We start from the raw sequence: 24,908 nt of genomic DNA, 5'->3' as shown, positions 1-24,908 counted from the left end.
CCTGGCGCCCACTCGTTACTCTTGACGTATCAGGGGGGCCGTTACCCGGTCTCGATCTCCATGCGCAGGGGGGACCTCCATGCTTCGGGTGCTGATGTTTCTGGTGCCGCTGGCTCTCAGCATCTACGCCTTCATCGACTGCATCACCACCGATGAGAAGGAGATCCGTTTTCTCCCGAAACCCATCTGGGCGATCCTGGTGCTGCTCTTTCCGCTGGTCGGCTCGGTCTCCTGGCTGATCGTCGGCCGGGACCGCACGACCCCGGCCCGCCGGGGCGGCTGGATCGCGCCGGACGACAACCCGGAATTCCTCAAGTCCCTGAAGGACGAGAAGGACGACAAGGGCGAGAAGAAGGAGAGCGAGGAGAGCGGTGCCGGCTCCTCGCATCTGGAGCAGTGGGAAGCCGACCTGCGCCGCCGCGAGGAGGAGATCGAGCGCCGCGAGAACGGCAAGGGCAGCACCGGCAGCGCGGACGACACTCCGCCGAAGCCCTGAAGACGGGTTCCACGTAAGGACGTACGAAGGAAGGCGCCCCCGCCGGGTTCCGTGGCGGGGGGCGCCTTCCTGTGTCCGTACGGTCAGACGCCCGCGTACGAGTGCTTGCCGGTCACGAAGATGTTCACGCCGTAGTAGTTGAACAGCCAGCAGCCGAAGGCGAGCAGCGCCAGATAGGCGGCCTTGCGGCCCTTCCAGCCTGCGGTGGCGCGGGCGTGCAGATAGCTGGCGTACGCGACCCAGGTGATGAAGGACCAGACCTCCTTGGGGTCCCAGCCCCAGTAACGGCCCCAGGCGTCGCCCGCCCAGATCGCGCCCGCGATGATGGTGAAGGTCCACAGCGGGAAGACCGCGGCGTTGACGCGGTAGCCGAACTTGTCGAGCGTCGCCGAGGCGGGCAGCCGCTCCATGACGGAGGTGGCGAAGGCGCCGGGCTGGAGACCGGCGGCGAGCTTCGACTCGTAGCGCTCACGGAAGAGGTAGAGGACCGTGGCGGCGGCGCCGACGTAGAACACGGCGCCGCAGAAGATCGCGGTGGAGACGTGGATCCACAGCCAGTACGAGTGGAGCGCGGGGACGAGCTGGTCGCTGTCGGTGTAGAGGACGGTGACGGCGAGGCCGAGGTCGAGCAGGACCGTGGTGACCAGCGGCAGGCCGAGCCAGCGGACGTTCTTCTTCATCACGAGGAACGCGAGATAGACGCTCACGGCCACCGTGGAGAAGGTGATGTTGAACTCGTACATGTTGCCCCACGGCGCCCGCTGCACGGACAGCGCGCGGGCGAGCACACCGGCGGCCTCGATCGCCCAGGCGAGGACGGTGAGGGAGATGGCGATCCGGCCGTACAGATCGCCCTGCTCGTCGCCGCCGGCCGCGCCGGGGCCGTCCGGGATGTCGCGGGTTCCGGGCGCGGAGCGGGTGATGACCTTCGGCCGCTCCAGGACGGCCGTACCGCCCTTGCGCTCCTTCTCCGCCTTCGCGGGGCTCACGGCGGCGGAGTCGGCGTCACCGGTGAGCGCGGCGGCGGTTCTGGCGGTCTTGGAGCGGCTGCCGAACAGCCACTCGGCGATGTGCGCGAAGAAGGCCAGCATGTAGACGGCCATCGACGAATAGATCAGCACATTGCTGGTGTTCGCCAGATTCTCATTGGTTGCGGCGGCGAGATTCACTTCTCGGCCCCTCCGGCATTCTCTTCTGCGGAATCAGGCGCGGTGGGCGCCTCTGAATTGAGGGTGTAGGCCAGATCGGCCAGTTCCTCGGGGAGCTTGGCGGACTCGCTGCGGCCGAGTCCCGCCATCTCCACGACGGTGACGCCGTCGGCGGCCCGTACCGTACGGACCCAGATCCGGCGGCGCTGGATGAAGAGCGAACCGGCGAGGCCGACGATGGCGGCGACCGCTCCGGCGAGCGCCCAGCCGTCACCCGGCTGGTGCGAGATCTGGAAGCTGGCCCACTCCTTGACGTCCTTCTCGAAGGTGATGGATCCGGCGCCGTCCGGCAGCGTGAGCTTGTCGCCCGGCAGCAGGGTCTTCTTCAGGACCTCGCCCTTGGAGTCCTTGAACGCCTTCATCTTGCGGGTGTTGAGCTGGTACACGTTCTGCGGCAGCCCGGCGTCCACGCCGAGGTCACCGTGGTAAGCGCCGACGTTGAGCACCGGGAAGTCGAGGGCGGGGAACCGGGAGAACATCGTGGTGGCGCCGCCCTCGCCGCCGCCGTAGGTCGGCACGAAGAACGCGGCGAAGCCGAGCTGCTCCTTCTTGCCGTTCTTGTCGCGGTAGCCGTCCATCACCTTGATGGCGCCCGTGGAGGAGACGTTGCTGTCGATGGGCAGCAGCGGGACGGCGCCCTTGAAGACCACCGCGCCCTTGCCGTCCCTGACGGTGACGACGGGGGCGTACCCGTGGCCGATCAGGTAGACCTTCGAGCCGTCGACCACGAGGGGCTTGTTGACCTCGATGGACGTCTTCTTCTCCGTACCGCCGGGTCCCTCGCTGTAGTGGACATCGGCCCGGTAGACGCGCGGGGTCCCCAGCTGCGGCCCGCTGCGCTCGTACGTCCCGGTGAACTTGTCCAGGCCGAAGCTGAACGGTGCGAGGTTCTCCGTGTCGAACAGGGAGCCGGACTTGAAGTCGTCGTACTGGGTGAGGGTGTTGGAGAAGCCGTCGCCCTCGACGATCAGCTTGCCGCCCTCGGACTTGAACAGCTGTCCGGTGGCGAAGGCGGTGAGCAGCACGATCAGCGAGATGTGGAAGATCAGGTTCCCCGCCTCGCGGAGGTAGCCCTTCTCCGCGGCCACGGCGTCACCGACGGTGTGGGCGCGGTAGCGGCGCTTCCTGAGCATCGCGAGCGCGGCCTCGCGGGCCGCCTCCGGCTCCGCCGTCGTGCGCCAGGTGGTGTACGCGGGCAGCCGGGTGAGCCGTTTGGGCGCGCCCGGCGGCCGGCCGCGCAGCTGGCCGACGAACTGCCAGGTGCGCGGGACGATGCAGCCGATCAGGGAGATGAACAGCAGGATGTAGATCGCGGAGAACCACACCGAGCTGTAGACGTGGAAGAGCTGGAGCTTGTCGTAGATCGGGGCGAGCGTCTGGTGCTGGTCCTTGAAGTCCTGGACCTTCAGCTCGTCCACGCTGCTCTGCGGGATCAGGGAGCCGGGGATGGCGCCGAGGGAGAGCAGGAAGAGCAGGATCAGCGCCACGCGCATGGAGGTGAGCTGTCGCCAGAACCAGCGGATCCAGCCGATGACGCCGAGGGTGGGGCCGCCGATGGCGGTCTCCTCGCGCTCCTCGCGGGGGGCGGTGGAGAGCTGGGACCCGGCGTCGCCGAGTTCGCGGGCGTCCCGCGCGTCGCGGGCGTCGCGGGCGACGGACCCGGCCGTTCTGCCGGCGGCCCCGGCGATGCCGCTGTCCTTGCCCGTACCCGTATCCGCACCCCGGCTCGTATCCGTGCCGTCGTGCCCGGTGTCGCTCGTCGAAGCCTTGCTCATGGAACTAGATCCCTACCGTGAAGCCGTTCGACCAGGTCTGCATCTGCTGCACGATGACGTCCCACGCGCCGGTGAGCAGCAGCAGGCCGGTCGCGATCATCATTCCGCCGCCGATGCGCATGACCCAGGCGTAGTGGCGCTTGACCCAGCCGAAGGCACCCAGGGCCTTGCGGAACGCCACCGCGGCGAGCACGAACGGCAGGCCGAGGCCGAGGCAGTACGCGACCATCAGTATCGCGCCGCGGCCCGCGTCCGCCTCGCTGAGCGCGAGGGTGTTGACGGAGGTGAGCGTGGGCCCGAGACAGGGCGTCCAGCCCACCCCGAACATCACTCCGAGCAGCGGGGCGCCGGCGAGGCCGCCCACCGGCCGCTTGTGGAGGCGGAATTCGCGCTGGGTGAACCAGGGCATGAGCCCCATGAAGAAGAGCCCCATGAGGATCATCAGCACGCCGAGCACCTTGGAGATGACCCCCTGGTACTCCATGAGGGTCGCGCCGAAGAAGCCGAAGAGCGCGCCGCCCGACACGAAGACCGCCGTGAAGCCGGCCACGAAGAGCGTGGCACCCGCGACCATCCGGCCGCGTCTGGCGTCCGCGAGATCGGTGCCGCTGACCCCGGTGACGTACGAGAGGTAGCCCGGTACGAGCGGCAGGACGCACGGCGAGAAGAACGAGACGAGGCCGCCCAGCACCGCGATCGGGAAGGCGAGCGCGAGCGCTCCGCTGAAGACCGTCTGGTTCATGCCGGGCGCCCCGGCGCGCATGCGTGCCGCGCGCCCCGCCCCGGGCGTACGGGCCGTACGTACCGCATCACTTCTCCGCGATCAGCGGGTCGATCATCTTGCGCAGCTTCTCCTCGTTGAGCGCCATCAACGAGCGGGCCGCGATCTTCCCCTGCCGGTCGAGCACGATCGTGGAGGGGATGGACTGCGGGTTGAGACTGCCCTTGGGGAAGCCGTTCACAATCAGCTTGCCCGTCGGGTCGTACAGGCTCGGGTACGCGACGCCGTAGTCCTTCTCGAAGGCGATCGCCGGGCCCTTGTTCGGGTCCCGGGTGTTGATCCCGACGAAGGCGACCCCCTCCGCCTCGGTCTCCTTGGCGACCTTGGCGAAGTGCGGGGCCTCGGCGCGGCAGGGCGGGCACCACGAGCCCCAGACGTTCAGCACGACGACCTTGCCCTTGAGGTCGGCCACGTCGAACTGCTCGCCTTCGAGGGTCTCGCCCGCGATCTTGTTGATCGGCCGGCGGTCGGCGACCGCGGCGGTGGAGATGCCGCCGGCGTTCGTCACGAAGTTGGTGTCGCCGCCGCCCCCGGACTTACCGCCGCTCGTGCACGCCGACAGCGTCAGCGCGGCGACGACGGCCGTGACCGGCAGGATGGCGCGAGGACGGCGGCCGGGGCGGCGTCGGGGGGCGCGACCTGAGTTCATGTGAAAAGTTTCGCATGGGCGTTTCGCGGATCTTGCGCACCCCCCTGATCCCGCCGGAGCGACCGGAGAGACGGTGGTCAGGCGGTGGTCAGGCGGTCTTGAAGAAGGAGTTCCAGCCGCCGTCGGGGGCCTGTCCCGGGTTCAGGGTGCGGAGCTTCTCGACGACGGCGGGGTCCTGGGCGTCGAGCCAGTCGGTGAACTGGCGGAACGACACCAGCCGTACGTCCTTCTTGCCCGCGATCTTCTTCAGCGCCTCCTCGACGGCGTCCATGTAGATCCCGCCGTTCCACTGCTCGAAGTGGTTGCCGATGAAGAACGGCGCGCGGTTCGACTCGTACGCCCGGTCGAAACCGGCCAGATAGGCCCCGGCGGCCTGCTCGCGCCACTCCGCGTACCGCGAGGTCATGCCGTTGGTCGAGTTCTTCGACTGGTTGGCGAGCATGTTGTAGTCCATGGAGAGGACTTCGAAGCCGTGGCCGGGGAACGGCACCGCCTGGAGCGGGAAGTTCCAGACGCCGTTCAGCTTGGACGGCCAGATCTGGGTGCCGCCGGGCGAGCTGGCGTCGTAGCGCCAGCCCAGCTTCTTCGCCGTCGGCAGCAGGTTCTCCTGGCCGAGCAGGCAGGGCGTACGGCCGCCGGTCAGTTCCTTGCGGTAGTCGAAGGGCAGCGGGTCGAGATCGGTCCAGCCCGTGTTCGTACGCCACTCGGTGACGAAGGAGACGGCCTGGTCGATCTCGCTCTGCCACTGGGCCGGTGTCCAGTTGCCGACCGTGCCGGAGCCGCCGCAGAAGTGCCCGTTGAAGTGCGTGCCGATCTCGTGGCCGTCCAGCCACGCCTGCCGGACGTTCTTGAGGGTGTCCTTGATGTGCGCGTCGGTGAGGTACCCGATGTCGGACGCGCCGACGGGGTTGTTGGGCGGGCGGTAGAGGGTCTTCTTCGACTCCGGCAGGAGGTAGATGCCCGAGAGGAAGAAGGTCATCGCCGCGTCGTGGTCCTTGGCGAGTTCCAGGAAGCGCGGGAAGAGACCGTTCCCGACCTCGCCCGCGCCGTCCCAGGAGAAGATCACGAACTGCGGCGGGGTCTGCCCCGGCTCCAGCCGGACCGGCGCGGACGGCTGGTGCGGCTGCTTTCCGGTGTCGGAGGTGGAACCGTCACCGATGAGGCGGGCGTCCTCGCCCTTGGGACTCGCACCGTCCGTCGGGCCCCCGCTGCCGCCCTTCGCCGCGTCCGGGCGACCTGGCTTGCTCTCCGCGGTGGAGCAGGCGGCGAGTCCGAACGCCGCCGCCGCTCCGATGCCCGCTCCGAGCAGACCCCTTCGGCTGATGTCGCGCATACCGCTCCTTCGCGCTCGCTTACACGTATGCCGCTCATATAAGTCTTACAAGCGGCAATACATGAGATGACGTAGCGAACACGGAGGTTCCAGTACTTGTCATACTTTTACTGATGTAACGACAGCTGTGACAAAAGTCTTCGAGATGCGACAGAAACGATCACAGGGGTTGGTTGACCTGCTGTCGCGCTGACCGGATGTCGTGCTGTCGTCACGGTCGCGAGCGCCCCCCGAGGGGCGGGGCGGTCACGCGCCGAAGGCTTTGGCCCCGCCCTTCACGGGCCGCGCGCCCGGCAGGAGATGGGCGGGCACCAGATCGCGGGCCGGCTCGGAGTAGCCGACGGAGACGATCTTGTTGCCCCGGTAGGTGAAGCTGGTCAGGGAAGCGAGCGAGCACTGCCGCCGCCTCGGGTCGTGCCACAGCCGGCGCCGCTCGACGAAGCTCCGCACGATCCAGATCGGCAGCTGGTGGCTGACGCAGACCGCCTCGTGTCCCCGGGCGGCGTCGCGGGCGGCGGTCAGCGCGCCCATCATCCGTACGACCTGATCGATGTACGGCTCGCCCCAGGACGGCCGGAACGGGTTGGTGAGGTACTTCCAGTTCGCCGGCTGACGCAGCGCGCCGTCACCGACGCCGAAGGTCTTGCCCTCGAAGACGTTCGCGGCCTCGATCAGCCGGTCGTCGGTTTCGATGGTGAGCCCGTGGGTCTTGGCGAGGGGGGCCGCCGTCTCCTGGGCGCGCTCCAGCGGGGAGGCGACGACGTGGGTGATGTCGCGGCCCGCGAGGTGCTCGGCGACCCGGTCGGCCATCCGTACCCCCAGCTCGGAGAGGTGGAAGTCGGGGCGTCTCCCGTACAGCACGCCCTCGGGGTTGTGCACCTCACCGTGGCGCATCAGGTGGACGACGGTCATCTCGCTCTGGGCGCTCTGGGCACTGGTGGCACTCATGCGGCGTTCTCCGGCTCGGTGGCTTGGGCCGCGGCGCGGGCGGCGGCGGGCAGGGCGGCGGCGATCCGCTCGACCGCGCGCTCGTCGTGCGCGGTGGAGACGAACCAGGACTCGAAGGACGACGGCGGCAGGTAGACGCCGTCGGCGAGCATCGAGTGGAAGAAGGGGGTGAAGCGGAACGACTCCTGCTTCTTGGCGTCGTCGTAGTCGCGCACCTCGTCGGCCGTGAAGAAGACGGAGAACATGTTGCTCGCCGTCTGCACGCGGTGCGCCACGCCCTCCTTGGCGAGCGCCTCCGTCACCAGCCCCTGGATCTCGCTCGACACCGCGTCGACCGTGGCGTACGCCGCGTCGTCGAGCAGCCGCAGCTGCGCGAGGCCCGCGGCGGTCGCGACCGGGTTACCGGAGAGCGTGCCGGCCTGGTAGACGGGGCCCACCGGCGCGAGCCGGCCCATGACGTCGGCGCGGCCGCCGAACGCGGCGGCCGGGAAGCCGCCCCCCATCACCTTGCCGAAGGTCATCAGGTCGGGCTCGACGCCGTCGATCCCGTACCAGCCGGCCTTCGAGGTACGGAATCCGGTCATCACCTCGTCGGAGATGTAGAGCGCGCCGTCGGCGGCGCAGATCTCCTTGAGCCCGGCGTTGAACCCGTCCCTCGGCGGTACGACGCCCATGTTGCCCGGCGACGCCTCGGTGATCACGCAGGCGATCTCGCCCGGGTGCGCGGCGAAGGCGGCGCGTACCGCTTCGGGGTCGTTGTACGGCAGGACGATCGTGTCCCCCGCCTGCGCGCCGGTCACCCCGGGGGTGTCGGGCAGCCCGAACGTCGCGACCCCGGACCCGGCGGCGGCGAGCAGCGCGTCGACGTGGCCGTGGTAGCAGCCGGCGAACTTCACGATCTTGGCCCGCCCGGTGAAGCCGCGGGCCAGCCGGATCGCGGACATGGTCGCCTCGGTACCGGACGACACGAGCCGCACCTGGTCGAGGGGCGCGATCCGCGCCACCATCTCCTCGGCGAGCGCGACCTCGCCCTCACCCGGCGTACCGAAGGACGTACCGCGGGCGACCGCGGCCTGGACGGCCTCGATCACTTCCGGGCGGGAATGACCAAGAATCATCGGACCCCAGGAACAGACGAGGTCGACGTATTCGCGACCGTCCGCATCGGTGAGGTAGGGACCGTTACCGGACACCATGAACCGGGGCGTGCCACCGACCGCGTTGAAGGCGCGGACGGGAGAGTTCACGCCGCCGGGCGTCACGAGGGCCGCGCGGTCGAAGAGTGCCTGCGAAACGGGTGCGTCATATCGATAAGGGGGTTTGCTCATGACCTGCGGATCCCTCGCGTCGGGAGTGTGAACCCGTCCAGCGTAGGGGAGGCACGCAAAAGCCCCGGTCACCCCCGCGAGGATGACCGGGGCGTGCGAGCGGACAGGGGCCCCGCTGGTCGGCCTCGCTCGGCGGCGGTACCGCTGCCGACCCTCCTTGGCTGTGCGGTCAGGCGCCGTTCCCCTCCGAGGTCGGCCCGGCGGAGGCCATGGTCACCGTGACGCGCTCTTCCGCACGGCATGCGCGCGCCGTGCCTCCCCGGTACGTGGCCTTCGTGACGACGATCTTGTCCACGAAGAGCTTCACGAGCGTGCGCCGTTCAGCGACCGTCGCGCGTCCCCACCACGACTCCTGTCCGATCGGATCCTCATGACCGGCGTCGCCCCACTCCTCCAGTGGAAGCGCGGGAAGCTCCGGGCACCCCACTTCGACGAGGCGACGGCCGAGGGATTCCAGAAGGATCTCCAGTTGTTCTTTCTCGTCCCGGAAACGCGCACGTCCGACGGGGCCGTCGTAGATCCCGGAATTCAGGTCGTCGTACAGCCTCTCCATCGACCGCGTGACCACGGCCCTCGCACTCACGAGGGACGCACGCTCACCACGAATGCTCGGGTCTTCCGAGAATTCCGCGTATCGCAGGGTGGCTTCCGTGATGATGTCCCGTGTTTCGGGGCTGTCCGAGGCACCGAGAATCACCTCCAGAACGCGGCGGGCGACGTGGTCGTCCAATGCGTCCTGGCTGATCGAGTTACCGCCCTCGTGCTGACCGGGCTCCACAACACCCGACGGCCGGCAGCATTTGTAGATGCGCGGGGATCCCGTCATGGGACGCCCGCACTCGCACTCCAGCCGCTCCATGGCGGTAAGCAGATACTCACCCCTGGTGAGTCCTTTTCCGCGGCCCCGTCCGGACAGCCATTCCTGTAGCTCGAACCATCTGGCGGGCGGGATGAGAGCTTCCCCGATGACGAGGGGATCACCGTGCTCGTCACGCAGGATGCGGTACCCGTCGACGGTGCGCGTCGGCCTGCCGTCCGCGCCTGTGCGGTAGACGGTCTTGGCCGCGAACCCTGCCAGCCGAGGGTCGGACAGGACACGCTTGACCGTCGGCGTACGCCACAAGCCTCCCTGCTGGGTCTTGATTCGGCGCTGGTTGAGCCACGTGGTGAGCGAGTTCACCGATCCGGGGTGCGCGTTCTTCTTGCCGTCCCACGGCTTGTCTTTATGCTCGAAGATTCGATCCACCATCGACACGACCACGCCGCCCTGGTCCGTTCCGTCGTCGGACTTGGGAGTGGGGCGCAGAAATCTGGTGGTGATGGTCACCGGCTTACCATCGATCACCCGGGTTGCCTGTTCGGCGTAGCTCTCCATGCCATAGGGAGGCGTCCCGCCGGTCCAGCCCCCGAACCGCCCCGCCGCGCGCTTCGCTCCCGATGCCGTCTCGCTCTTGTTCTCGCTGCTCTGGTAGGCGGCCTGCAACCGGCGGATCAGCATCATGAGTTCCGTGGGTTTGTCCGGCGTGAACGGGCCCTCGGCCACTGACGTGATGGTGACACCGAGGGAGAACAGTTCCAGGACGACCGGAATCATGTCCTTGGGTTCGCGGCGCGAGAAACGGGTTACATCGAAGACGACGATTTCTTGGATCAGACCGTCCCGGCAGTCTCTCATCAAGCGGTCGAAGCCCTTGCGCTCGGCGTTCGGGTCGTATCCGGATACGCCGATGTCCCGGTAATACCCCTTGAAAGAGCAGCCCCTTTCCAGGGCCTTCCTTTCGGTCGCCTCGTCCTGCGCCCGCGGACTCGCTTCCGATTTGTCCGCCTTGGCCTTTGACTGACGGGTATACCCTGCTGCTACCCGCTGATCAGCCAGGAACTGCTCGGCGGTACCCCCGGCATCGTGTAGTTCCAGCGTCCGACTCACACTCTGACGCTACCCCAACTACATGACACCGGGGCGTCATAGGGGAAGTTCACGCAATCCATCGCGTCAGAGGCTCGGACGTTTCTGCGGACTGGTGTTTCACCGGACGTTCGTGGGGGAGGTCACTGTCACGATGATCGGGTTGCGCGGCCGGGGCTGCGAGTGGTCGGGTGGAGATATGCATCGCGGTGGCGGAGTGGGCGAGGGGACCGACGACCTGGGTCCGGAGCCTGCCCGGGGAAAACACCGGCGCCGCGAGCACCGGGACCGCGAGGCGCGTGAGGCACGTGACGCCCGCGAGATGCGCGGCGCGGGCGAGATACGCGGCGGCGGCCGGACCGGCGACGCACGCGCGGCCGATGAGCAGCTTCCGGGGATGCAGCTTCCGGGAATCAGGAGTGGTGGCCGGGTGGGGGTGACCTACAAGTACTTCGGCGCGCCCAACGGAGCCACGGCAGCCCGTGTCCCCATCTCCATGCGCCCGGAGGAACTGGGCGGCGACGAGCTGGGCATGGGCGGGATGTTCTCCAAGATCAAGCCGGAGACGATAGCCGCGATGGTCCTGACGGGCATACAGGGCATGCCCCTGAACAAGGTCCCCCCGCTCGAACTCGTCGTCCTCCACCCGGATTACGCGGTCGTCCGCCTCCCCATGACCGTCGTGGACCCGCTGCGCGACATAGGCGAGGAATCGGTCGGCGCGGCGGCCTTCATCTGGTCGACGGTGCCGGACCGGGGCGGGCCGAGGGACGCGTACAACGTGTACCAACTGCTGCACGAGTGGCAGGACTTCTCGCACCGGCTGCATGAGGCGGGGCATCAGCCTTACTGTCTGGTGTGGCCCTGACCTTGCGTTTGACCTGCGGCGGGCGGGGCCTTCGGGGCCTCGCCCTTTTCGGTACCGTGAAGCGGCGTCAGGCGCCCAGGGCACATTGAGGGCACATGGGTCTCGCTGCGGACACCGAGTGACCTGGCCGGCGACCGAGTCACCCTCATCCTTCGCCCCGGTGTCCGTGAAGGCGTCGTCGGTCGTTTTGCGGGTCCGGGTCTCGCTGGACGGCAACAGGTGCGTGTACGTGCGCAGCGTGAAGCCGGGGTCCGAGTGGCCCAGAAACTCCGAGAGCGCCTTGATGCTCTCTCAGCGGCGGCGAGGGAACTGGGGGCGCTTCCTGCGCGCTCGCCGTACCCAGACCAGCCCCTGGAGTGGCTGCTGGGGAGTTGCCTGGTAGGGGGTAAGCCGGATCGACCGAGCTGCTGCGAGTGAAGAGTCGCCGGGCCGACCGAAGATAAAGCCGCAGGTCACGAAGTATGGTCCCCGCGCACGCGGGGGTGGTCCGGCCCGCGCGTCTCCCTCCGGCGTCAGCCGTGGGTGGTCCCCGCGCCACGCGGGGATGGTCCGGTGACCTACGCACACCGCCTGGCCGCCGAGAGCATGTTCCCTCGCGCGAGGGATGGCCCCGGGCAGAAGCCCTTCCACGCAGGAGAGGGCGGATGGTCCTCGCACACCTCGCGGGGATGCTCCCGGCAACGGCATCGCCAGCCGCCGCGCTCGCGTGCTCCCCGCCTGCCGCGGGGTCGATCCACACCCGAAGCGCCCGCCGGCACCGCATTGCCGGCGGGCGCTTCAGTAGCCACGGTCCGGGATCGCCCGCGTCACGGTCCGGAACGTCATCAGCTCAGCTCACGGGAACATCGCGATCCCCACGACGACGATCAGAAGGACCACCAGCACGATGGCCAACGTCGTCCATCTTCCGCTGTGCGCCAGCGGAGTCTTTGGGCCGCCGCCTCGGGGGCGGTCCTCGGGGAGGGTCGGGTGTGGCGGTCTGTCGTGGGCGTAGAAGTTGCTGCTGTCAGTCATGAGAACCCCCTCACAGAGGTCGGCGCGTCCCTCCCCATGTGGCAGCAGGCGGCCGATATCAGACACCTACTCCCCTTATGCCACAATTGTACGCTTCGGGCGGGACGCCGGCAGCGTCGCCGTTCACGACAGCCAGGACGACAGTCCACCCGACCCGAGCCATGACCAGGGGGCGCCAGTCGACCCGTACAGCCGCACCCCGCCCCCCAGCCACAGCCCCAGCAGGCCCCAACCCCAGCAGCCGGCAACCGGCCGCCGCGTCAGATGCCCATCGACGCCATTTCAATGGCCGAGCGGTAGTTCAACGCGGTCGCGCTCACGCAGGCGCGGTACGTACGGTCCTGGCTGACCACCAGGAAGTAGTCGCGCAGGTTCTTCCAGTAGCTGACCAGGTAGCCCAGCCCCGGGATGAACCCGGCCGGCCTGGGCACCAGGGCGAACGCCTCCGAGCACTTCAGGATCTCGCCCGTGGCCGTCGACAGGATGTCCGCCACGTCGCTGTTCATGTCCCAACCCGCCGCCAGGCTGTCGCCCCAGATCGCCCCCGCGATCGCGCGGAGCCGCTCCTGCTCCTCCGGCGTCGGCGCGGCGCTCACGGCGGCGGCCTCCGCCGACGCCCGCGCGGCACTCCCCCGGTCCGCTCCCGCGGCGCTCCCCGTACCTACGGCACCCGCCGAGCCCGCCGTGACGGCGACCAGCGCCGCCCCGGCGACGGTCAGCGCCACCATGGATCTCCATCTGGACAACCGCTGTTCGATCATGACGTCCACCCCTCTGAAGCCTCCGATTGAAGCCGTCGAAGCCCCTCAGGCCCAGAAGACCCTGAAGTCCCCGGAGCCAGAGGCCCGTAGGCCAATTCCTCACCAAGGGTCAACGCTCTCGCACCCTCCGTCAACAGGGCCTCGACGCCGGGCGGCCGGACTCGATGCCGGGTGACCGAATGCGGCCAAACGCCCCGCAGGCCCCCTTCGCCCTCATACGCTTCGCCGATGGACTATCGGCAGTTCTTCTCCGACGGCGAGGCCAAGCAGGAGTTCTTCGACCGGTTCGACGAGATCAAGGCCGCGGCCGCCACGCTGGGCGGGCTGGAGGGCCTCGATTCCGGATTGCGTATTGATCAAGTGGCCGACACCGTCGAACGCATGACCGAGGGCGTCTATGTCCCCCAGGACACCGCACTGGAAAAGATCATCAACGAATTCTATCGACCGGTTCATCTCATTCAGGGCGGGACTTTTTCTCTGGCCGCCAACGGATTCCCCACCAGCGACGTGCTTTCGGCCCAACTCAAAAGGCTCGCCGCACCCTCGAAGCGGTGATCTCCAGCGTCGGCCGCATCAATCTGCACAACCACCGGCTGAAGTGGATAGGCACCGGCTGGATGATCGCGCCGCAGCTCGTCGTGACCAACCGTCATGTCGCGGAGGGGTTTTCTACGGCAACTGCCCGACGACGCGCCCCTGACCAACGCGAACGTCGCCGAGTGGATCGAGCCGTTCACCAAGTGGCCCGCCTCGGTGCCGGAGACGGCCCTGCTCATGGACCTCCTCCTGCGGATCGGCGCCTTCCCCCGGGCCAAGGAACTGCTGAAGCAGAGCCTGAACCTGGACGCGGAATCGCATGCCCGGCTGCGCGCCGCCACCCTCGAAGCGTTCCGCGCCGCTGTCCCCGACACGCGCCCGGACGCCCTGAGCCACCAGCGGAGAACCCGGCTGAAACACCTGTCCTCCCTCCTCGTACTGCTGGAGCGAACGGACCGGAGCGACCACAACAACAGCAACCACAACAACAGCGGCGCCGACAACAGCGGTGCCGACAGCAGCGGTACCGCCACCATCGCCCCACAGCCCCTCACCTGGGACGAGCTGTCCGGCTGGATCCGCCGTATCCCCGACGAGGAGACGGTGGCCGCTCTCATCGAACTTCTCGGCATCGGGCTGGAGCGGGAAACCCTCCCGGAGCCACTGCCACAAGTGCGGACCCCGCCACCGGCGGCCGCCCTGGGACTGCTTCGCGAACTGTGCGGCGCCGACATTCCCTTTCTTCCTCGCTGTTCATCCAAGGGCTCCTTCCAGGCCCGGCGGTGGTGTCTGTGGTGGTACGCCAAGTACGGCGCGGCGGCCGACGTGGCCGAGATGTTCCGGCTCGCCTTCACGGAGCCGCTCGACGCCACCGGCCTCATCAAGGTCTCCAGTTATGTCTTTCCGGACCGGCGTCAAAGCCCCCTGGCCGAAGGCCAGTCCACGGATCTGCTGCTCTCCATGGGACGCCGCCTCAAGGAGTGCGGTCTCGGGACCGCGCCCCGTAAGGACATCGCCGCCGCCTGGCGGACGGCGATGTGGTCCTTCCTGCCGAGAAGCGGCCGTGCCACCCAGCTCCGTGTCATCGAGGCGCTGCCCGGACTCGACGACGCGTTCAGCGCGCACCTGGTGCAGTGCCTGTCGCCCAGCCGGGGCCCCGAGCTGTGGGCCGCCCTCCAGCGGATCGCCACCGACCCCGGTCTCGGCGCCCGTACCCGGCGCAATGTCGCCGAGATCCCCGACCTGCACAAGCGCCGGTTCTCCGAGGGCGGCTGGCCCGCCCTGTTCGAGGACCTCGACGCCGTGCGCACCCGATAGCCCCTTCCCCGGTGAGACGCCGTTCGTCGGCGGGGCGTGCTCAGTCGGCGAGCCGCGCCCCGTGCCGGCCCGTTCCCGGCCCGCTCCCCTCCCCCGCCGCCCGGGTGATCGCCGCCTCCACCGCGCTCATCCGGTCCGCGAGCAGCCCCAGGGCGGCCACCGCCCGGGTCAGCGGGTCGCCCTCCGGGCCGCCCAGGGTCAGAGTGCGGACATAGCCCGTCTTGATCTCCGTCCAGCGCGCCGCCCCCGGCGGGGTCAACGTGCCCCGCAGTTCGGCGAGTTTGAGGAGATTGGACTCGGCGCCCGAGGTCAGGGTCTGGGCCTCGCCCGTGTAGTGGTCCTCGATCACGGCGGCGAGTTCGGTGTCGTTCATGACGGCGTCGATCCGGGCCGCGATCTTGTTCATGTTGCGGTACGAGCCCTGGAGGAGGAACGGCGGCTCCGTGCGCGTCGCGTCGGACTGGGCCGCCGAGGATATGTACGCCTCGTTGACCGCGAGGACCGTTTCGCGGGCCGTCAGCAGATGGCGCAGGACGGCGAGCACGCGGTCCAGTTCGGCGGGCGGGTAGGGGTGGGTCAGGCGGTCCGTGCGGGCGGTGGGGTCGTCGGAGGCGAGCCGTACGAGGATGTCCAGGTCGGCGCGGTCGCGGGCGGCGAGCGGGGCGAGGACCGGGTGGGTGGTGAGGGCGTTCTCCACGAAGCTGAGCGCGAAGACGTCCTCCTTTCCGGTCAGGACGTCCCCCAGGTTCCACACGTCGGCGCGGTTGGCGAGCATGTCGGGGATACGGAAGCGGTGGCCCGACTCGGTGTACGGGTTGCCGGCCATGCAGACGGCGAAGCGCTTGCCGCGCAGGTCGTACGTCCGCGTCTCGCCGTCCCGTACGCCCTCGATGCGGCGCTGCGCGTCGCACAGCGAGATGAACTGCTGGAGCAGCTCGGGCGAGGTGTGCTGGATGTCGTCCAGGTACAGCAGCGTGTTGTTGCCCGCCGCCAGGGCGAAGTTGATCTTCTCCACCTCCTGGCGGGCGGTCGCGTTCGGTGCCTGGTCCGGGTCGAGCGAGGTGACGGCGTGGCCGAGAGCCGGTCCGTTGATCTTGACGAGGACCAGGCCGAGACGGTCGGCGACGTACTCCATGAGCGTCGTCTTGCCGTAGCCCGGCGGGGAGACCAGGAGCAGCAGGCCGTTGCTGTCGGTGCGCTTGGACTCGCCGGCCGTGCCGAGCTGCTTGGCGAGGTTGTCGCCGATGAGGGGGAGGTAGACCTCGTCGATGAGCCGGTTGCGCACGAAGGAGGACATGACGCGGGGCCGGTAGTCGTCCAGGCGCAGTCGCGCCCGCTCGGCCGTGACGAGGGCGCCGCGCAGGCGCTGGTAGGCGCGGAAGCCGGGGGCCACCCGGTCGCGGAAGTCCGCCGTGCGGGCGAGGAGTTCGTCGAGGCGGACGGTCAGCCGGCGGCGCTCGATCCTCGGGTGGCTGCCGAGCAGGCCCTCGACGGTCTCGGCCCGCGGCGCCGTCACGTCGTACCGGGCGAGGCCGGGGCAGAGTTCGACGGCGGCGGCCTCCGCCAGGTCACCGGGGTCGATGCCGTCCCGGCCGCCGGCCGCCGCGTACGCGGCGAGCCAGTTCTCCACCAGCTGGCGGCGGGCGGTCAGGTCGTCGCCGAGACCGGCGAGGTCCTCGTCGTACGCGGAGCTGCCGGAGTCCGAGGTGCCCACCGCGCGCCGGAACTTGTCGAGCAGCGTCCGCGCGCCCGCGCTGGTGACGAAGCCGTCCGGTCCTGACGTCAGCTCCTCGAAGAGGTACTCGGCGGCCTGCGGGTGCTCTTCGACCCGTCCCATCGCCGTCGCCAGCTCCGCCTGGAGCGTCTCGATGGCGGGTGCCAGCCCGAAGGTGTCCCTGGCCCGCGCCATCGACACGGCCCGCCGGGTCCACGCCTCGCGCGCCTCCGGTGTGGTGCCGTGCGCCCAGAACAGCTGGGCGGCGGCGCGGGCGGCCGGTGCGTAGCGCAGCAGGCCGGCCTCGGCGCGCAGCCGCAGCAGGGCGCGCAGGATCAGGGCGGCGTCGTGGTCGTGGACGCCGCGCTCGTATCCCTCGTCGTACGCCTCCTCCGCCGACTGCCGTACCAGCGCTTCCAGTTCGGCGTAGGACGCCAGCCCGTCGGCCGCGCGGTCGCCGGTCGCCCGGCCGTCCGCAGCGCGCCCCGCGAGCAGCTTCGCCGCCAGATACTCGCCCCGGTACACCTCCGCCGACTCCGACGGCAGCTCCTGTCCCCAGTACGGCCGGGTCGCGGCGAACTCCGGGTCGGTGACAGGGGCCCGGTAGTCGGTGCCGGTGAGCGCGAAGCTCAGCCCGCCCCCGCCACCGCTCCCGTTCCTGTCCCCGCGCACGTCCCCGCCGCTCCCACTCCCGCCGTGGGGTACGAGGGTGAGGTCGAGCGGCTGTGTGTTGACCGCGAAGCTGTGGCGGCCCAGCCGGATGAGCGCGCCGCCGTCCGCGTACAGGTCGGTGCGGTCCCGCAGCGCGCGGGCCGCCTCCTGGCGGGACGCCTTGATCCGGCCGTCCAGCTCCTCCGCCCTGACCCGGTCGCCCAGTTCGCGCAGCTCGGCGACGGTGCGCCGGACCTTGGCGACCATCGGGTCGGAGGCGAAGTACGTGCTGACCTCGTCGGCGGAGTCCAGGGCCGCCGCCCGGCGCGCGACGGTCTCCAGCACCCGGCCCGCCGAGTCGCCCAGCCGCTCGGCGCGCTGCGCGCGGGCGTCCTGGAGACCCTGCTTACGGGCCGAGAACGTCTCGTAGACCTCGGTGCGCTTGCCCGACAGCTCGGCGAGGAAGTCGTCGGACTCCGCGAAGCGGGATTCGAGGTCCTCCAGCCGCAGCAGCAGCCCGGCGAGCTGCTCGTCGCAGGTCTCCGGGGTGGAGGCGGCGGCCAGCGCGCCCGTCACGGCCTGGCCGAGCAGCGCGAACTCCGCCGCGAACCCGGCCCGTCCCTCCTGCGCGCCCAGCTCCCTGCGCCGGGCGTCCAGGGTGGCGCGGGCGCCGTTGACCCCGCCGAGGACCTCCGCGACGCGCTCCAGGATGGACGTACGGACCGTCGCGTCGCCGATGTCCAGGCCCGCGACGACCTCGGTGACCGTACGCAGCCCCGCCGCCAGCTCGTCGAGCCGCTCGGCGACCGGGGCGGCCTCGGCGGCGGTGACGATCGCGTCGGCCTCGGCCGTCAGCCCCCCGATGTCCTCGTGATAGCCGCTGAAGGCGTCCTCGCGGCTCAGGAACCGCACGGCGCGCCGCGCGAAGGCGGTGAGGTCCTCCGCCACCTCGGCGCCCAGGGTGTCGATGCGCTCGGCGTCCGCGTACCGCTGGTCCTTGAGCGTGAGCAAATGGCCGTGCGCACGCCGCAGTTCGGTGAGGCGCTCGACCCAGCCGGCGGCCGACTGCGGTGCCTCGCCCCGGGTCCTGCGCACCAGCGCGGCGATCCGCGCCGCCGACTCCGCGAACGCCTCGGCGGCCTGGCGGGTCAGCGTCTGCACGGTCTCGAACTCGGCGAGCACCTGCTCGGCCGTCGTCCGCACCCCGGCCAGCGGCTCGCGCAGATCGCCCGCTTCGGCGTCGCCCAGCCAGTGGTAGGTGTCGGCGGCGCGGACGCACGCGGCGAGGAGCGTCTCGTACACCCCGGTCGTCGGCGTGCCGGTCTCGGTGACGGCGCGCGCCAGCGACAGGCAGTCGGAGATGCCGCGCACCAGGTCCGCGTTGCCGATCCGGCCCAGCGGCCCGGCGTCCGCCGAGGCGGAAGCGGCGGCGTAGGTGTCGGAGACGTAGGGCGAGCCCCAGATCTGGAGCGGATGGACGCGGGCCGGCTCCTCCGAGTCCGGGGCCCGCAGGACGACCAGCGCGCCGTCCTCGAAGAGCGCGTACCCCTGGCAGGAGAGCGGAGCGGCGACCTCCTTGCGGATCAGGTTGTACGGGAGGAGCAGGCTGCGGCCCTCGGCGCGGGCGTGGAACGCGTACAGCACGTCCTCACCGTTCGGCGAGCGCAGCTCCCGCTCGAACTCCAGGCCGCCGGTGTCGGTGTCGAACGTCTTGTGCGCGCCGGTGGCCAGGCAGTATCCGCCGGGGAAGATGATCCCCTGGTCCTCGGGCAGCCGGCGGCACGCCTGCCCGATGCCGTCGAGCCGCACCACGGTCCGGGTGACGGTGTTGAAGACGAGGTGGCGCCGGGTCTCCTCCTTGTACGGGCGCACCCGCAGCAGGACCAGCGCCCCCGCCCTGGCGTACTCGACCTCGGCGTCCGCCAGCGACTGGAGCGGCTCGTCCACCGGCTCCGCGTGGACACCTTCACCGGACTCGGTGTCGTTCTCCGTCTTCACGGTGAGCGCGCCGCCGACCGTCGAGACGAAGACGGTGTCACCGGCGATCGAGATGTGCGGATGGCGGCCGAGAACGTGGTCCTCCCGGGCCGTGGCCGTCCACTCCACGTCCTGCGAGGCCGGGAAGACATGGTCGCGCTCGCCGCGCGCGTCCAGGAACTCCGCCGTACCGTCCACGCCGATCGCCCAGCGCAGCACCCGGATGTCGTCGGCCGCCGCACCGGTCTGGAAGACGGCCAGGAGCTTGCCCTCGGTGTGCCGCAGCTGGAGCAGCCGGGCATCACGGAAGTAGCGGTGGAGGTCCGCGAACTCCCGTACAAATGCGGGGTCGTCGAGCAGACCCGGGACCGCGTCGTCCGGCAGCCGGTTCAGCTCGCGGTCGAAGAGGGCGAGGACGTCCCCGACGGCGGACGCCGGCTTCGGTCCCGGCGGCACATTGACGCCGAACAGCAACGCCCCACCGACCGCGACGACGTCCCGGGGCACTCGCGGCTGCTCCGTGCGGATGCGCTCCGTACCGGTGAGGGCCAGCTCCATCGAGCCGAACGCCTCGATCCGGCGGGAGTTCAGCTCCTCGGCGCGCCGCGCCAGCTCCCCGGCCTGCGCGGCGAGCCGGTCGCGCAGCACCTCGTACGTACCGGCGTCCACCGAGGCCGCCGCGGCCGCTGCTGTCTCCATCGGACTTCTCGCTTTCCGTACAAGGCCGTACGAGCCATACCAGCTGTACGAGCCATTTGAGCCGTGCCAGCCATACGAGCCGTGCCAGCCCTGCCAGCCCTGCCAGCCCTGCCAGCCGTAACGTCGTGCCAGCCGTAACGGTCGTATCGGTCGTGCGGCTCCTACGAGCCATTCATGTCGTACCGGGCGCCCGGGTTCTCACCTGGGCCCGCGCGCCCGCCTGCGTCTCCCCCGTGCGTCTCCCCCGTGCGTGTCCCCGGTGCGTCTCCCCCGTGCGTGTCCCCGGTGCGTGTCCCCCGCACGTCCCTCACGCGCATCTCTCACTCGCGTCTCTCACCTACTTCACGCCTGAGACCCCCCACGCGTTACAGGCGAGATCCGGAACCACCGACCCCCGTACGGCGGTTCCGGACCCCACGCTCCTTCGGGCGAGCGCCGTCAGGAGGTCTTGGCCGGGGCGGCCCCGGAACCGTTCAGCGCGGCGATCGGCATGTCCGCCAGCCCCAGCCGGTCCGCCTGCTCCAGCAGCTTCTCCAGCTGCGTGGAGCCCGCGACCCCGGACTTCATCAACTTCACCAGCAGCGCGGACACCGTCAGGTTCTGCACATCGGACGTCGACACCGAGCCGAGGATCTGCTTCAGGTCCTCCGGCAGGCTGGCCGAACCGTCCAGCCACGGCTTCGCGAGCGCCTGCGCCGTCTCCGAGTGGGCCATGAAGCCGTCGACGCTCTTGCCGAGCGAGATGGACGACATCAGCCGGTCGAAGAAGATCGAGTCCCCGCCGACGATATTGATGTCGGAGTTCTCCAGCCCGGTGGCGAGCACCGTGGCCTGCGCCTCGGCGACCTGGCGCTGCACGTCGAGACCCGCGAGCCGGATCTCCTTCTCCGCCTGGAGCCGCAGCCGGTACTCCTCGTGCGTCCGGGACGCCTCGTCCAGCGCGGCCATCGCCGCGGCCTTCTCGGTCAGCCCCGCCGCCTCGGCCTTCAGCTTCTCGCCGATCATCGCGGCGTCCGCCGTGGCCTGCGCCTGCGTGCCCTCGGCGGTCGCGAGCGCCTTGAGCCGCGCGCCCTCGGCCTCGGCCCGCAGCCGGGCCTCCATCGCCTCGGCCTCCGCACGGCCGGCCTTCTCGGCGACGTCCGCCTCCTTCTCGCGGACCTGCGCCTCGGCCAGTCCCACCGCGGCGGCCTCGGCCTGGATGCCCTCGGCGAGCCGCAGCTTGGCTCGCGAGTCGAGGTCGGCCGACTTCAGCCGGGCCTCGGCGAGCGTGAGCTGCTCGGCGGCGTTGTGCTTGGCCGCGGCCTCCGCCGCCTCGGCCGCCTTGATGTCCTTGACCAGCTTCTCCTGGGCCTCCGCCTCGGCGCCGATGATCACGGCCTGGCGGGTGCGCTCGGCCTCCTCGACGATGCGGAGCTTCTTGATGGACTCCTCCTGCTCGGCGACCGTACGGTCCACCGCGATCCGCTCGCGGATGACATCGGCGACCTCGCGGCGCTCCGCCTCGACCTCCTTGTCCTTGGACATGCGGCTCATCTCGGTCTCGCGCTCGCGCCCGATGACCTCCAGGAGGCGGTCCTTCTCGATCCGCTCGTTCTCGATGGCGATGACCCGCTCGCGGTTCTTCTGCGCCACCGCGATCTCACGGGCCTGGTTCTCCCGCTGCACCCCGAGCTGCTCCTCCGTACGGAGGAACGCGGTCTGCGCGCCGAGCCGCTCCTCCTCCTGCACCTTGGAGGTCGCCGCCTCCTCCCGCGCCCGCAGCGTCTCGACCTCGCGGCGCTGCTTGATCTCGGCCTCGGCCTGCCGGCGCTCCAGCTCCAGGATGGTCTCCCGGGCGTCCACGTTCTGCCGGGTGATCTCCTTCTGCTCGGTGCGCTGGAACTCGTTCGTACGGACGTGCTCGACCGCCGTCAGCTCGGTGATCTTGCGGATGCCCTGGGCGTCGAGGATGTTCGCGCCGTCGAGCTGGGTCATCGGCGTCTGCTCAAGGAAGTCGATGGCCGCGTCGTCGAGGTGGTAGCCGTTGAGGTCCGTACCGATGACCCGGATGATCCGGTCCCGGAACTCCTCGCGCTTGGTGTAGAGGTCGACGAAGTCGAGCTGCTTGCCGACCGTCTTCAGGGCCTCGGAGAACTTCGCGGCGAAGAACTCCTGGATGGCGATCTTGTCGCTGGCGCGTTCCGTGCCGATCGCCTGGGCGACCTTGATGACGTCCTCGACGGTCTTGTTGACCCGTACGAAGAACGAGATGTGGATGTCGGCGCGGATGTTGTCCTGGCAGATCAGCCCTTCCCTGCCGGTACGGCGGATCTCGATGATCTTCACCGAGATGTCCATGTACTCGGCCTTGTGCAGCACCGGCAGCACCACGGCGCCCGTGAAGGTGACATCCACCTTCTTGGTCTTGGAGATGATCAGCGCCCGGCCCTGTTCCACCTTGCGGAACAACCGGCTGATCAGCAGAAACGTCGCGATGGCGATGAGCAGGACAACGGCGATCAGCACGCCGATGCCCAAGGAGATGGCATCCATGAGGAGTCCTTGAGGAGCGAGAAAGCGAAAGAGCGGGCTCAACGGAGCGGGCGCGTGCCGCCGTCGGCGGGAGCGCGGGCTCAACGGTCAGTGGTCGTACGGAGTCGATGGTTGTGCGGCGTCAGTAGTCGTGCCGAGTCGGTGGTTGTGCGAAGTCGGTGGTTGTGCGAAGTCAGCGGTCGTGCGCAGTCGATGGCGGTACGGCGTCGTGTCGGCGGTACGGACTCAGCCGGCGGAGCGCGGATCGAGCGCCGCGTCGTACGGCGCGACCCAGAAGAACTCGCCCTCGACATCGAACGCGTACAGCAGGCCCGTACTCCCGAAGCCCATCGCGTCCTCCCCGCTCTGCCTCACCTGGACGAGCGCGGTCGAACCGTCGGCCGCCGCGACCTCGGCCTGACCGAAGTCGGCGGAGACGGAACCGGTACGGATCGTGCACGTCAGCCCGATGAAGTCCAGCCGTGAAGGAGGCGCCTGTTCAGGAACCAGGTCGCGCAATCGGCGCACGAGCAGCCGGGTGACGCCCCAGGCGATCAGTGACGCGGCGACCAGTACGGCGACGGACCAGAGCGTACGAACGGTCCCGGGCTCGACGTGCCGGCGCACCAGCACCGATCCCGCGAGGCTCGCGAACCAGGCAATGGCGATCAGCAGGGACACCGGGATGGTCGCCGGCACTCCGCCGAGGCCGGTGGCGGTTCCGTCGGTGTCCACCTGCGAGTTGAAGGCGTCGTGCTCGGCGGCTCCCGCCAGCACCAGCAGCCAGAAGGCGATCACCACGATCAGGGCGACGCCGAACAGGACTGCGGGGAAGCCCAATGCGGCGGTCAGAAACTCACTCATCGCCCACCTCCCCACATGTCACGCCGGTCCCCGGCGCCCGGTACGTTGCCGTAACCGGGCGCCGGGGTCCGAACCCCCGTTGTTCCCCCGTGCTCCCCCGTTGTGCTGAGACCATTGTGCTTGCAGACAGCACATATGCGCATTGCCGGATCCCGGCAATTTGGACGTTTCCTTAATGCCGGGCCCCGACCCCAAGGGCGATGACCGGTGACGGACCGGAGACCGGTCAACAACGGGCGTGCGACGGGCCCGCGACGCGCCCGCAACAGGCCCGCGACCGAGCCGAGTTGGCGGCCGCAGGGCGGTTCGCGGGCGTCGGCGGCAAAGCCGAGTTGCCCGGCCGCACGGCTGTTCGCCGGTGGTCGGGCAACTCGGTGACGGTCCGCATCGCGAGGGGGCGCCGGGCGACCGCGGGGGCGCCTCGCGCTACGGGCTACGGCCGTACGCAGGCGCCGCGCGCTACGCCCGTACGCGAGCGCGGGCGTGACGACCCGCGCGCTACGCCCGTACACAACCGCAGGGCGCTACGACCCGCGCGCAAGCCCCTGGCGCTACCAGGACGGCATGATGGCGTCCGGGTAGCGGGAGCCGGCCGCGCCGCGCGGCAGGATCTCCCGGACCCGCGCGAGGTCCTCCGGCGTGAGCGCCACGTGCGCGGCCGCCGCGTTCTCCGCGACCCGCCGCGGGCTACGGGTCCCCGGGATCGGCACGATGTCGTCGCCCTGGGCCAGCAGCCAGGCCAGCGCGAGCTGGGTGACGGTGATGCCCTTGGTCTCCGCGAGCGCGGTCAGTTCGCGGACCGCGGTCAGGTTCTTCTCGTAGTTGCCCGGCTGCCAGCGGTCGTCCCAGCTGCGCATGTCGTCCGCCGGGTACTCGGCGGCCGGCTTCACCGCGCCGGTGAGGAACCCCCGGCCCAGCGGCGAGTACGGCACGAACCCGATGCCCAACTCCCGTACCACCGGAAGCACATCGGCCTCGACGGCGCGCTCGAACACCGAGTACTCGGTCTGGAGCACAGACACCGGGTGGACGGCGTGGGCGCGCCGGATGATGTCGGGACCGGCCTCGCTGAGCCCCAGGTAGCGGACCTTGCCCTCGGCGATCAGCTCACCGACCGTGCCAGCGACGTCCTCGATCGGCACGTCCGGGTCCACGCGGTGCTGGTACAGCACGTCGATGTGGTCGGTGCCGAGGTGGCGCAGGCTGTTCTCGGTGACCTCGCGGATGTGCTCCGGCCGGCTGTCCAGCGCGGCTCCGACCGACTCGGGGTCGCTCAGGTCGAAGCCGAACTTGGTGGCGATGACGACTTCGTCGCGGAAGTCCTTCACGGCCCGGCCGAGCAGTTGCTCGTTGCTGCCGGTGCCCATGCCGTACAGCTCGGCGGTGTCGAAGAGGGTGACGCCCAGCTCGTACGCCCGGCGGATGGTGGCGAGGCCGCCCGGTTCGTCGCCGGTGCCGTACGCCATGGTCATGCCCATCGTGCCGAGGCCGATCGCCCCGGCCTCCAGACCCTGGGTACCGAGCGCGCGCTTCGGCAGGCTGCTGCTCTTGTCTTTCTCTGTCATGCC

The 24,908-nt window shown here is 69.8% G+C and carries 18 protein-coding genes and 1 pseudogene; 4 read left to right on the top strand and 15 right to left on the bottom strand.

Annotation, left to right across the window (positions count from 1 at the left end):
- Window positions 1–79: 79 nt before the first annotated feature.
- Window positions 80–496: a PLD nuclease N-terminal domain-containing protein gene (locus tag OG627_RS20560; protein ID WP_329067202.1), complete on the top strand. Its 417-nt coding sequence runs from the start codon at window positions 80–82 to the stop codon at window positions 494–496.
- Between the two features lie 83 nt (window positions 497–579).
- Here OG627_RS20560 and ccsB read toward each other — a convergent pair whose 3' ends face one another.
- From ccsB to OG627_RS20520, 8 genes are all read right to left on the bottom strand, one after another.
- On the bottom strand, window positions 580–1,665 hold the full coding sequence (gene ccsB, locus OG627_RS20555; protein WP_329067200.1) for a c-type cytochrome biogenesis protein CcsB: 1,086 nt from the start codon (window positions 1,663–1,665) through the stop codon (window positions 580–582).
- Window positions 1,662–3,479: a cytochrome c biogenesis protein ResB gene (gene resB, locus OG627_RS20550; protein ID WP_329067198.1), complete on the bottom strand. Its 1,818-nt coding sequence runs from the start codon at window positions 3,477–3,479 to the stop codon at window positions 1,662–1,664. Before resB ends, ccsB begins: the two co-directional genes overlap by 4 nt.
- A 4-nt stretch (window positions 3,480–3,483) precedes the next feature.
- Complete coding sequence (locus tag OG627_RS20545; protein WP_329067195.1) at window positions 3,484–4,221, bottom strand: cytochrome c biogenesis CcdA family protein; 738 nt, start codon at window positions 4,219–4,221, stop codon at window positions 3,484–3,486.
- 67 nt (window positions 4,222–4,288) lie between these two features.
- Window positions 4,289–4,909 (bottom strand): TlpA family protein disulfide reductase, encoded by a 621-nt coding sequence (locus OG627_RS20540; protein WP_329067193.1) that lies wholly within the window; start codon window positions 4,907–4,909, stop codon window positions 4,289–4,291.
- An 88-nt stretch (window positions 4,910–4,997) separates the two neighbouring features.
- Window positions 4,998–6,242, bottom strand: a complete 1,245-nt coding sequence (locus tag OG627_RS20535) for a hypothetical protein (RefSeq protein ID WP_329067191.1) — start codon at window positions 6,240–6,242, stop codon at window positions 4,998–5,000.
- A gap of 246 nt (window positions 6,243–6,488) precedes the next feature.
- Entirely contained in the window at window positions 6,489–7,190 is a 702-nt protein-coding gene (locus OG627_RS20530; protein ID WP_329067189.1) for a histidine phosphatase family protein, read from the bottom strand.
- Window positions 7,187–8,518 carry a glutamate-1-semialdehyde 2,1-aminomutase gene (gene hemL, locus OG627_RS20525; protein WP_329067187.1) on the bottom strand — a complete coding sequence of 444 codons (1,332 nt, stop codon included), beginning with the start codon at window positions 8,516–8,518 and terminating at the stop codon, window positions 7,187–7,189. The genes OG627_RS20530 and hemL overlap by 4 nt, the downstream gene beginning before the upstream one ends.
- Window positions 8,519–8,687: 169 nt before the next feature.
- Complete coding sequence (locus OG627_RS20520; protein ID WP_329067185.1) at window positions 8,688–10,445, bottom strand: recombinase family protein; 1,758 nt, start codon at window positions 10,443–10,445, stop codon at window positions 8,688–8,690.
- Window positions 10,446–10,623: 178 nt separating this feature from the next.
- Here OG627_RS20520 and OG627_RS20515 point away from each other — a divergent pair, with 178 nt between their 5' ends.
- Entirely contained in the window at window positions 10,624–11,292 is a 669-nt protein-coding gene (locus OG627_RS20515; RefSeq protein WP_329067183.1) for a hypothetical protein, read from the top strand.
- A gap of 67 nt (window positions 11,293–11,359) precedes the next feature.
- Here the strand turns inward: OG627_RS20515 and OG627_RS20510 are convergent.
- The 3 genes and pseudogenes from OG627_RS20510 to OG627_RS20500 form a co-directional block, all read right to left on the bottom strand.
- A pseudogene (locus tag OG627_RS20510) lies at window positions 11,360–11,583 on the bottom strand (site-specific integrase); the annotation flags it as partial.
- A 543-nt stretch (window positions 11,584–12,126) separates the two neighbouring features.
- The gene (locus tag OG627_RS20505; protein WP_329067181.1) at window positions 12,127–12,306 is read right to left on the bottom strand and encodes a hypothetical protein; all 180 of its coding nucleotides are present in this window, start codon (window positions 12,304–12,306) and stop codon (window positions 12,127–12,129) included.
- 260 nt (window positions 12,307–12,566) lie between these two features.
- A complete protein-coding gene (locus OG627_RS20500) occupies window positions 12,567–13,034 on the bottom strand; it encodes a hypothetical protein (RefSeq protein WP_329067180.1) in 468 nt (155 codons plus the stop codon).
- A gap of 261 nt (window positions 13,035–13,295) precedes the next feature.
- On the opposite strand from OG627_RS20500, the gene OG627_RS20495 reads away from it, so the two are divergent.
- Complete coding sequence (locus OG627_RS20495) at window positions 13,296–13,625, top strand: hypothetical protein (RefSeq protein ID WP_329067178.1); 330 nt, start codon at window positions 13,296–13,298, stop codon at window positions 13,623–13,625.
- 96 nt (window positions 13,626–13,721) lie between these two features.
- Complete coding sequence (locus OG627_RS20490) at window positions 13,722–14,924, top strand: hypothetical protein (protein WP_329067176.1); 1,203 nt, start codon at window positions 13,722–13,724, stop codon at window positions 14,922–14,924.
- A gap of 40 nt (window positions 14,925–14,964) precedes the next feature.
- Here the strand turns inward: OG627_RS20490 and OG627_RS20485 are convergent, their stop codons facing one another.
- From OG627_RS20485 to OG627_RS20470, 4 genes are all read right to left on the bottom strand, one after another.
- Window positions 14,965–19,965: a DNA repair ATPase gene (locus OG627_RS20485; protein ID WP_329067173.1), complete on the bottom strand. Its 5,001-nt coding sequence runs from the start codon at window positions 19,963–19,965 to the stop codon at window positions 14,965–14,967.
- Window positions 19,966–20,403: 438 nt separating this feature from the next.
- Entirely contained in the window at window positions 20,404–22,497 is a 2,094-nt protein-coding gene (locus tag OG627_RS20480; protein WP_329067171.1) for a flotillin family protein, read from the bottom strand.
- Between the two features lie 225 nt (window positions 22,498–22,722).
- Window positions 22,723–23,340, bottom strand: a complete 618-nt coding sequence (locus OG627_RS20475) for a hypothetical protein (protein ID WP_329067169.1) — start codon at window positions 23,338–23,340, stop codon at window positions 22,723–22,725.
- Between the two features lie 551 nt (window positions 23,341–23,891).
- The gene (locus OG627_RS20470; RefSeq protein WP_329067167.1) at window positions 23,892–24,905 is read right to left on the bottom strand and encodes an aldo/keto reductase; all 1,014 of its coding nucleotides are present in this window, start codon (window positions 24,903–24,905) and stop codon (window positions 23,892–23,894) included.
- Between the last annotated feature and the right edge of the window lie 3 nt (window positions 24,906–24,908).

Source organism: Streptomyces sp. NBC_01429, from assembly GCF_036231945.1.
Lineage (GTDB): Bacteria > Actinomycetota > Actinomycetes > Streptomycetales > Streptomycetaceae > Streptomyces.
This window is presented reverse-complemented; position numbering and strand designations above follow the sequence as displayed.

Excerpts from the sequence above, each read along its gene's own strand:
- OG627_RS20560 (WP_329067202.1), top strand. The coding sequence starts at position 80 with ATGCTTCGGGTGCTGATGTTTCTGGTGCCGCTGGCTCTCAGCATCTAC.
- resB (WP_329067198.1), bottom strand. The coding sequence starts at position 3,479 with ATGAGCAAGGCTTCGACGAGCGACACCGGGCACGACGGCACGGATACG.
- OG627_RS20545 (WP_329067195.1), bottom strand. The coding sequence starts at position 4,221 with ATGAACCAGACGGTCTTCAGCGGAGCGCTCGCGCTCGCCTTCCCGATC.
- OG627_RS20540 (WP_329067193.1), bottom strand. The coding sequence starts at position 4,909 with ATGAACTCAGGTCGCGCCCCCCGACGCCGCCCCGGCCGCCGTCCTCGC.
- OG627_RS20535 (WP_329067191.1), bottom strand. The coding sequence starts at position 6,242 with ATGCGCGACATCAGCCGAAGGGGTCTGCTCGGAGCGGGCATCGGAGCG.
- OG627_RS20530 (WP_329067189.1), bottom strand. The coding sequence starts at position 7,190 with ATGAGTGCCACCAGTGCCCAGAGCGCCCAGAGCGAGATGACCGTCGTC.
- hemL (WP_329067187.1), bottom strand. The coding sequence starts at position 8,518 with ATGAGCAAACCCCCTTATCGATATGACGCACCCGTTTCGCAGGCACTC.
- OG627_RS20515 (WP_329067183.1), top strand. The coding sequence starts at position 10,624 with ATGCATCGCGGTGGCGGAGTGGGCGAGGGGACCGACGACCTGGGTCCG.
- OG627_RS20505 (WP_329067181.1), bottom strand. The coding sequence starts at position 12,306 with ATGACTGACAGCAGCAACTTCTACGCCCACGACAGACCGCCACACCCG.
- OG627_RS20500 (WP_329067180.1), bottom strand. The coding sequence starts at position 13,034 with ATGGTGGCGCTGACCGTCGCCGGGGCGGCGCTGGTCGCCGTCACGGCG.
- OG627_RS20495 (WP_329067178.1), top strand. The coding sequence starts at position 13,296 with ATGGACTATCGGCAGTTCTTCTCCGACGGCGAGGCCAAGCAGGAGTTC.
- OG627_RS20490 (WP_329067176.1), top strand. The coding sequence starts at position 13,722 with ATGTCGCGGAGGGGTTTTCTACGGCAACTGCCCGACGACGCGCCCCTG.
- OG627_RS20485 (WP_329067173.1), bottom strand. The coding sequence starts at position 19,965 with ATGGAGACAGCAGCGGCCGCGGCGGCCTCGGTGGACGCCGGTACGTAC.
- OG627_RS20480 (WP_329067171.1), bottom strand. The coding sequence starts at position 22,497 with ATGGATGCCATCTCCTTGGGCATCGGCGTGCTGATCGCCGTTGTCCTG.
- OG627_RS20475 (WP_329067169.1), bottom strand. The coding sequence starts at position 23,340 with ATGAGTGAGTTTCTGACCGCCGCATTGGGCTTCCCCGCAGTCCTGTTC.
- OG627_RS20470 (WP_329067167.1), bottom strand. The coding sequence starts at position 24,905 with ATGACAGAGAAAGACAAGAGCAGCAGCCTGCCGAAGCGCGCGCTCGGT.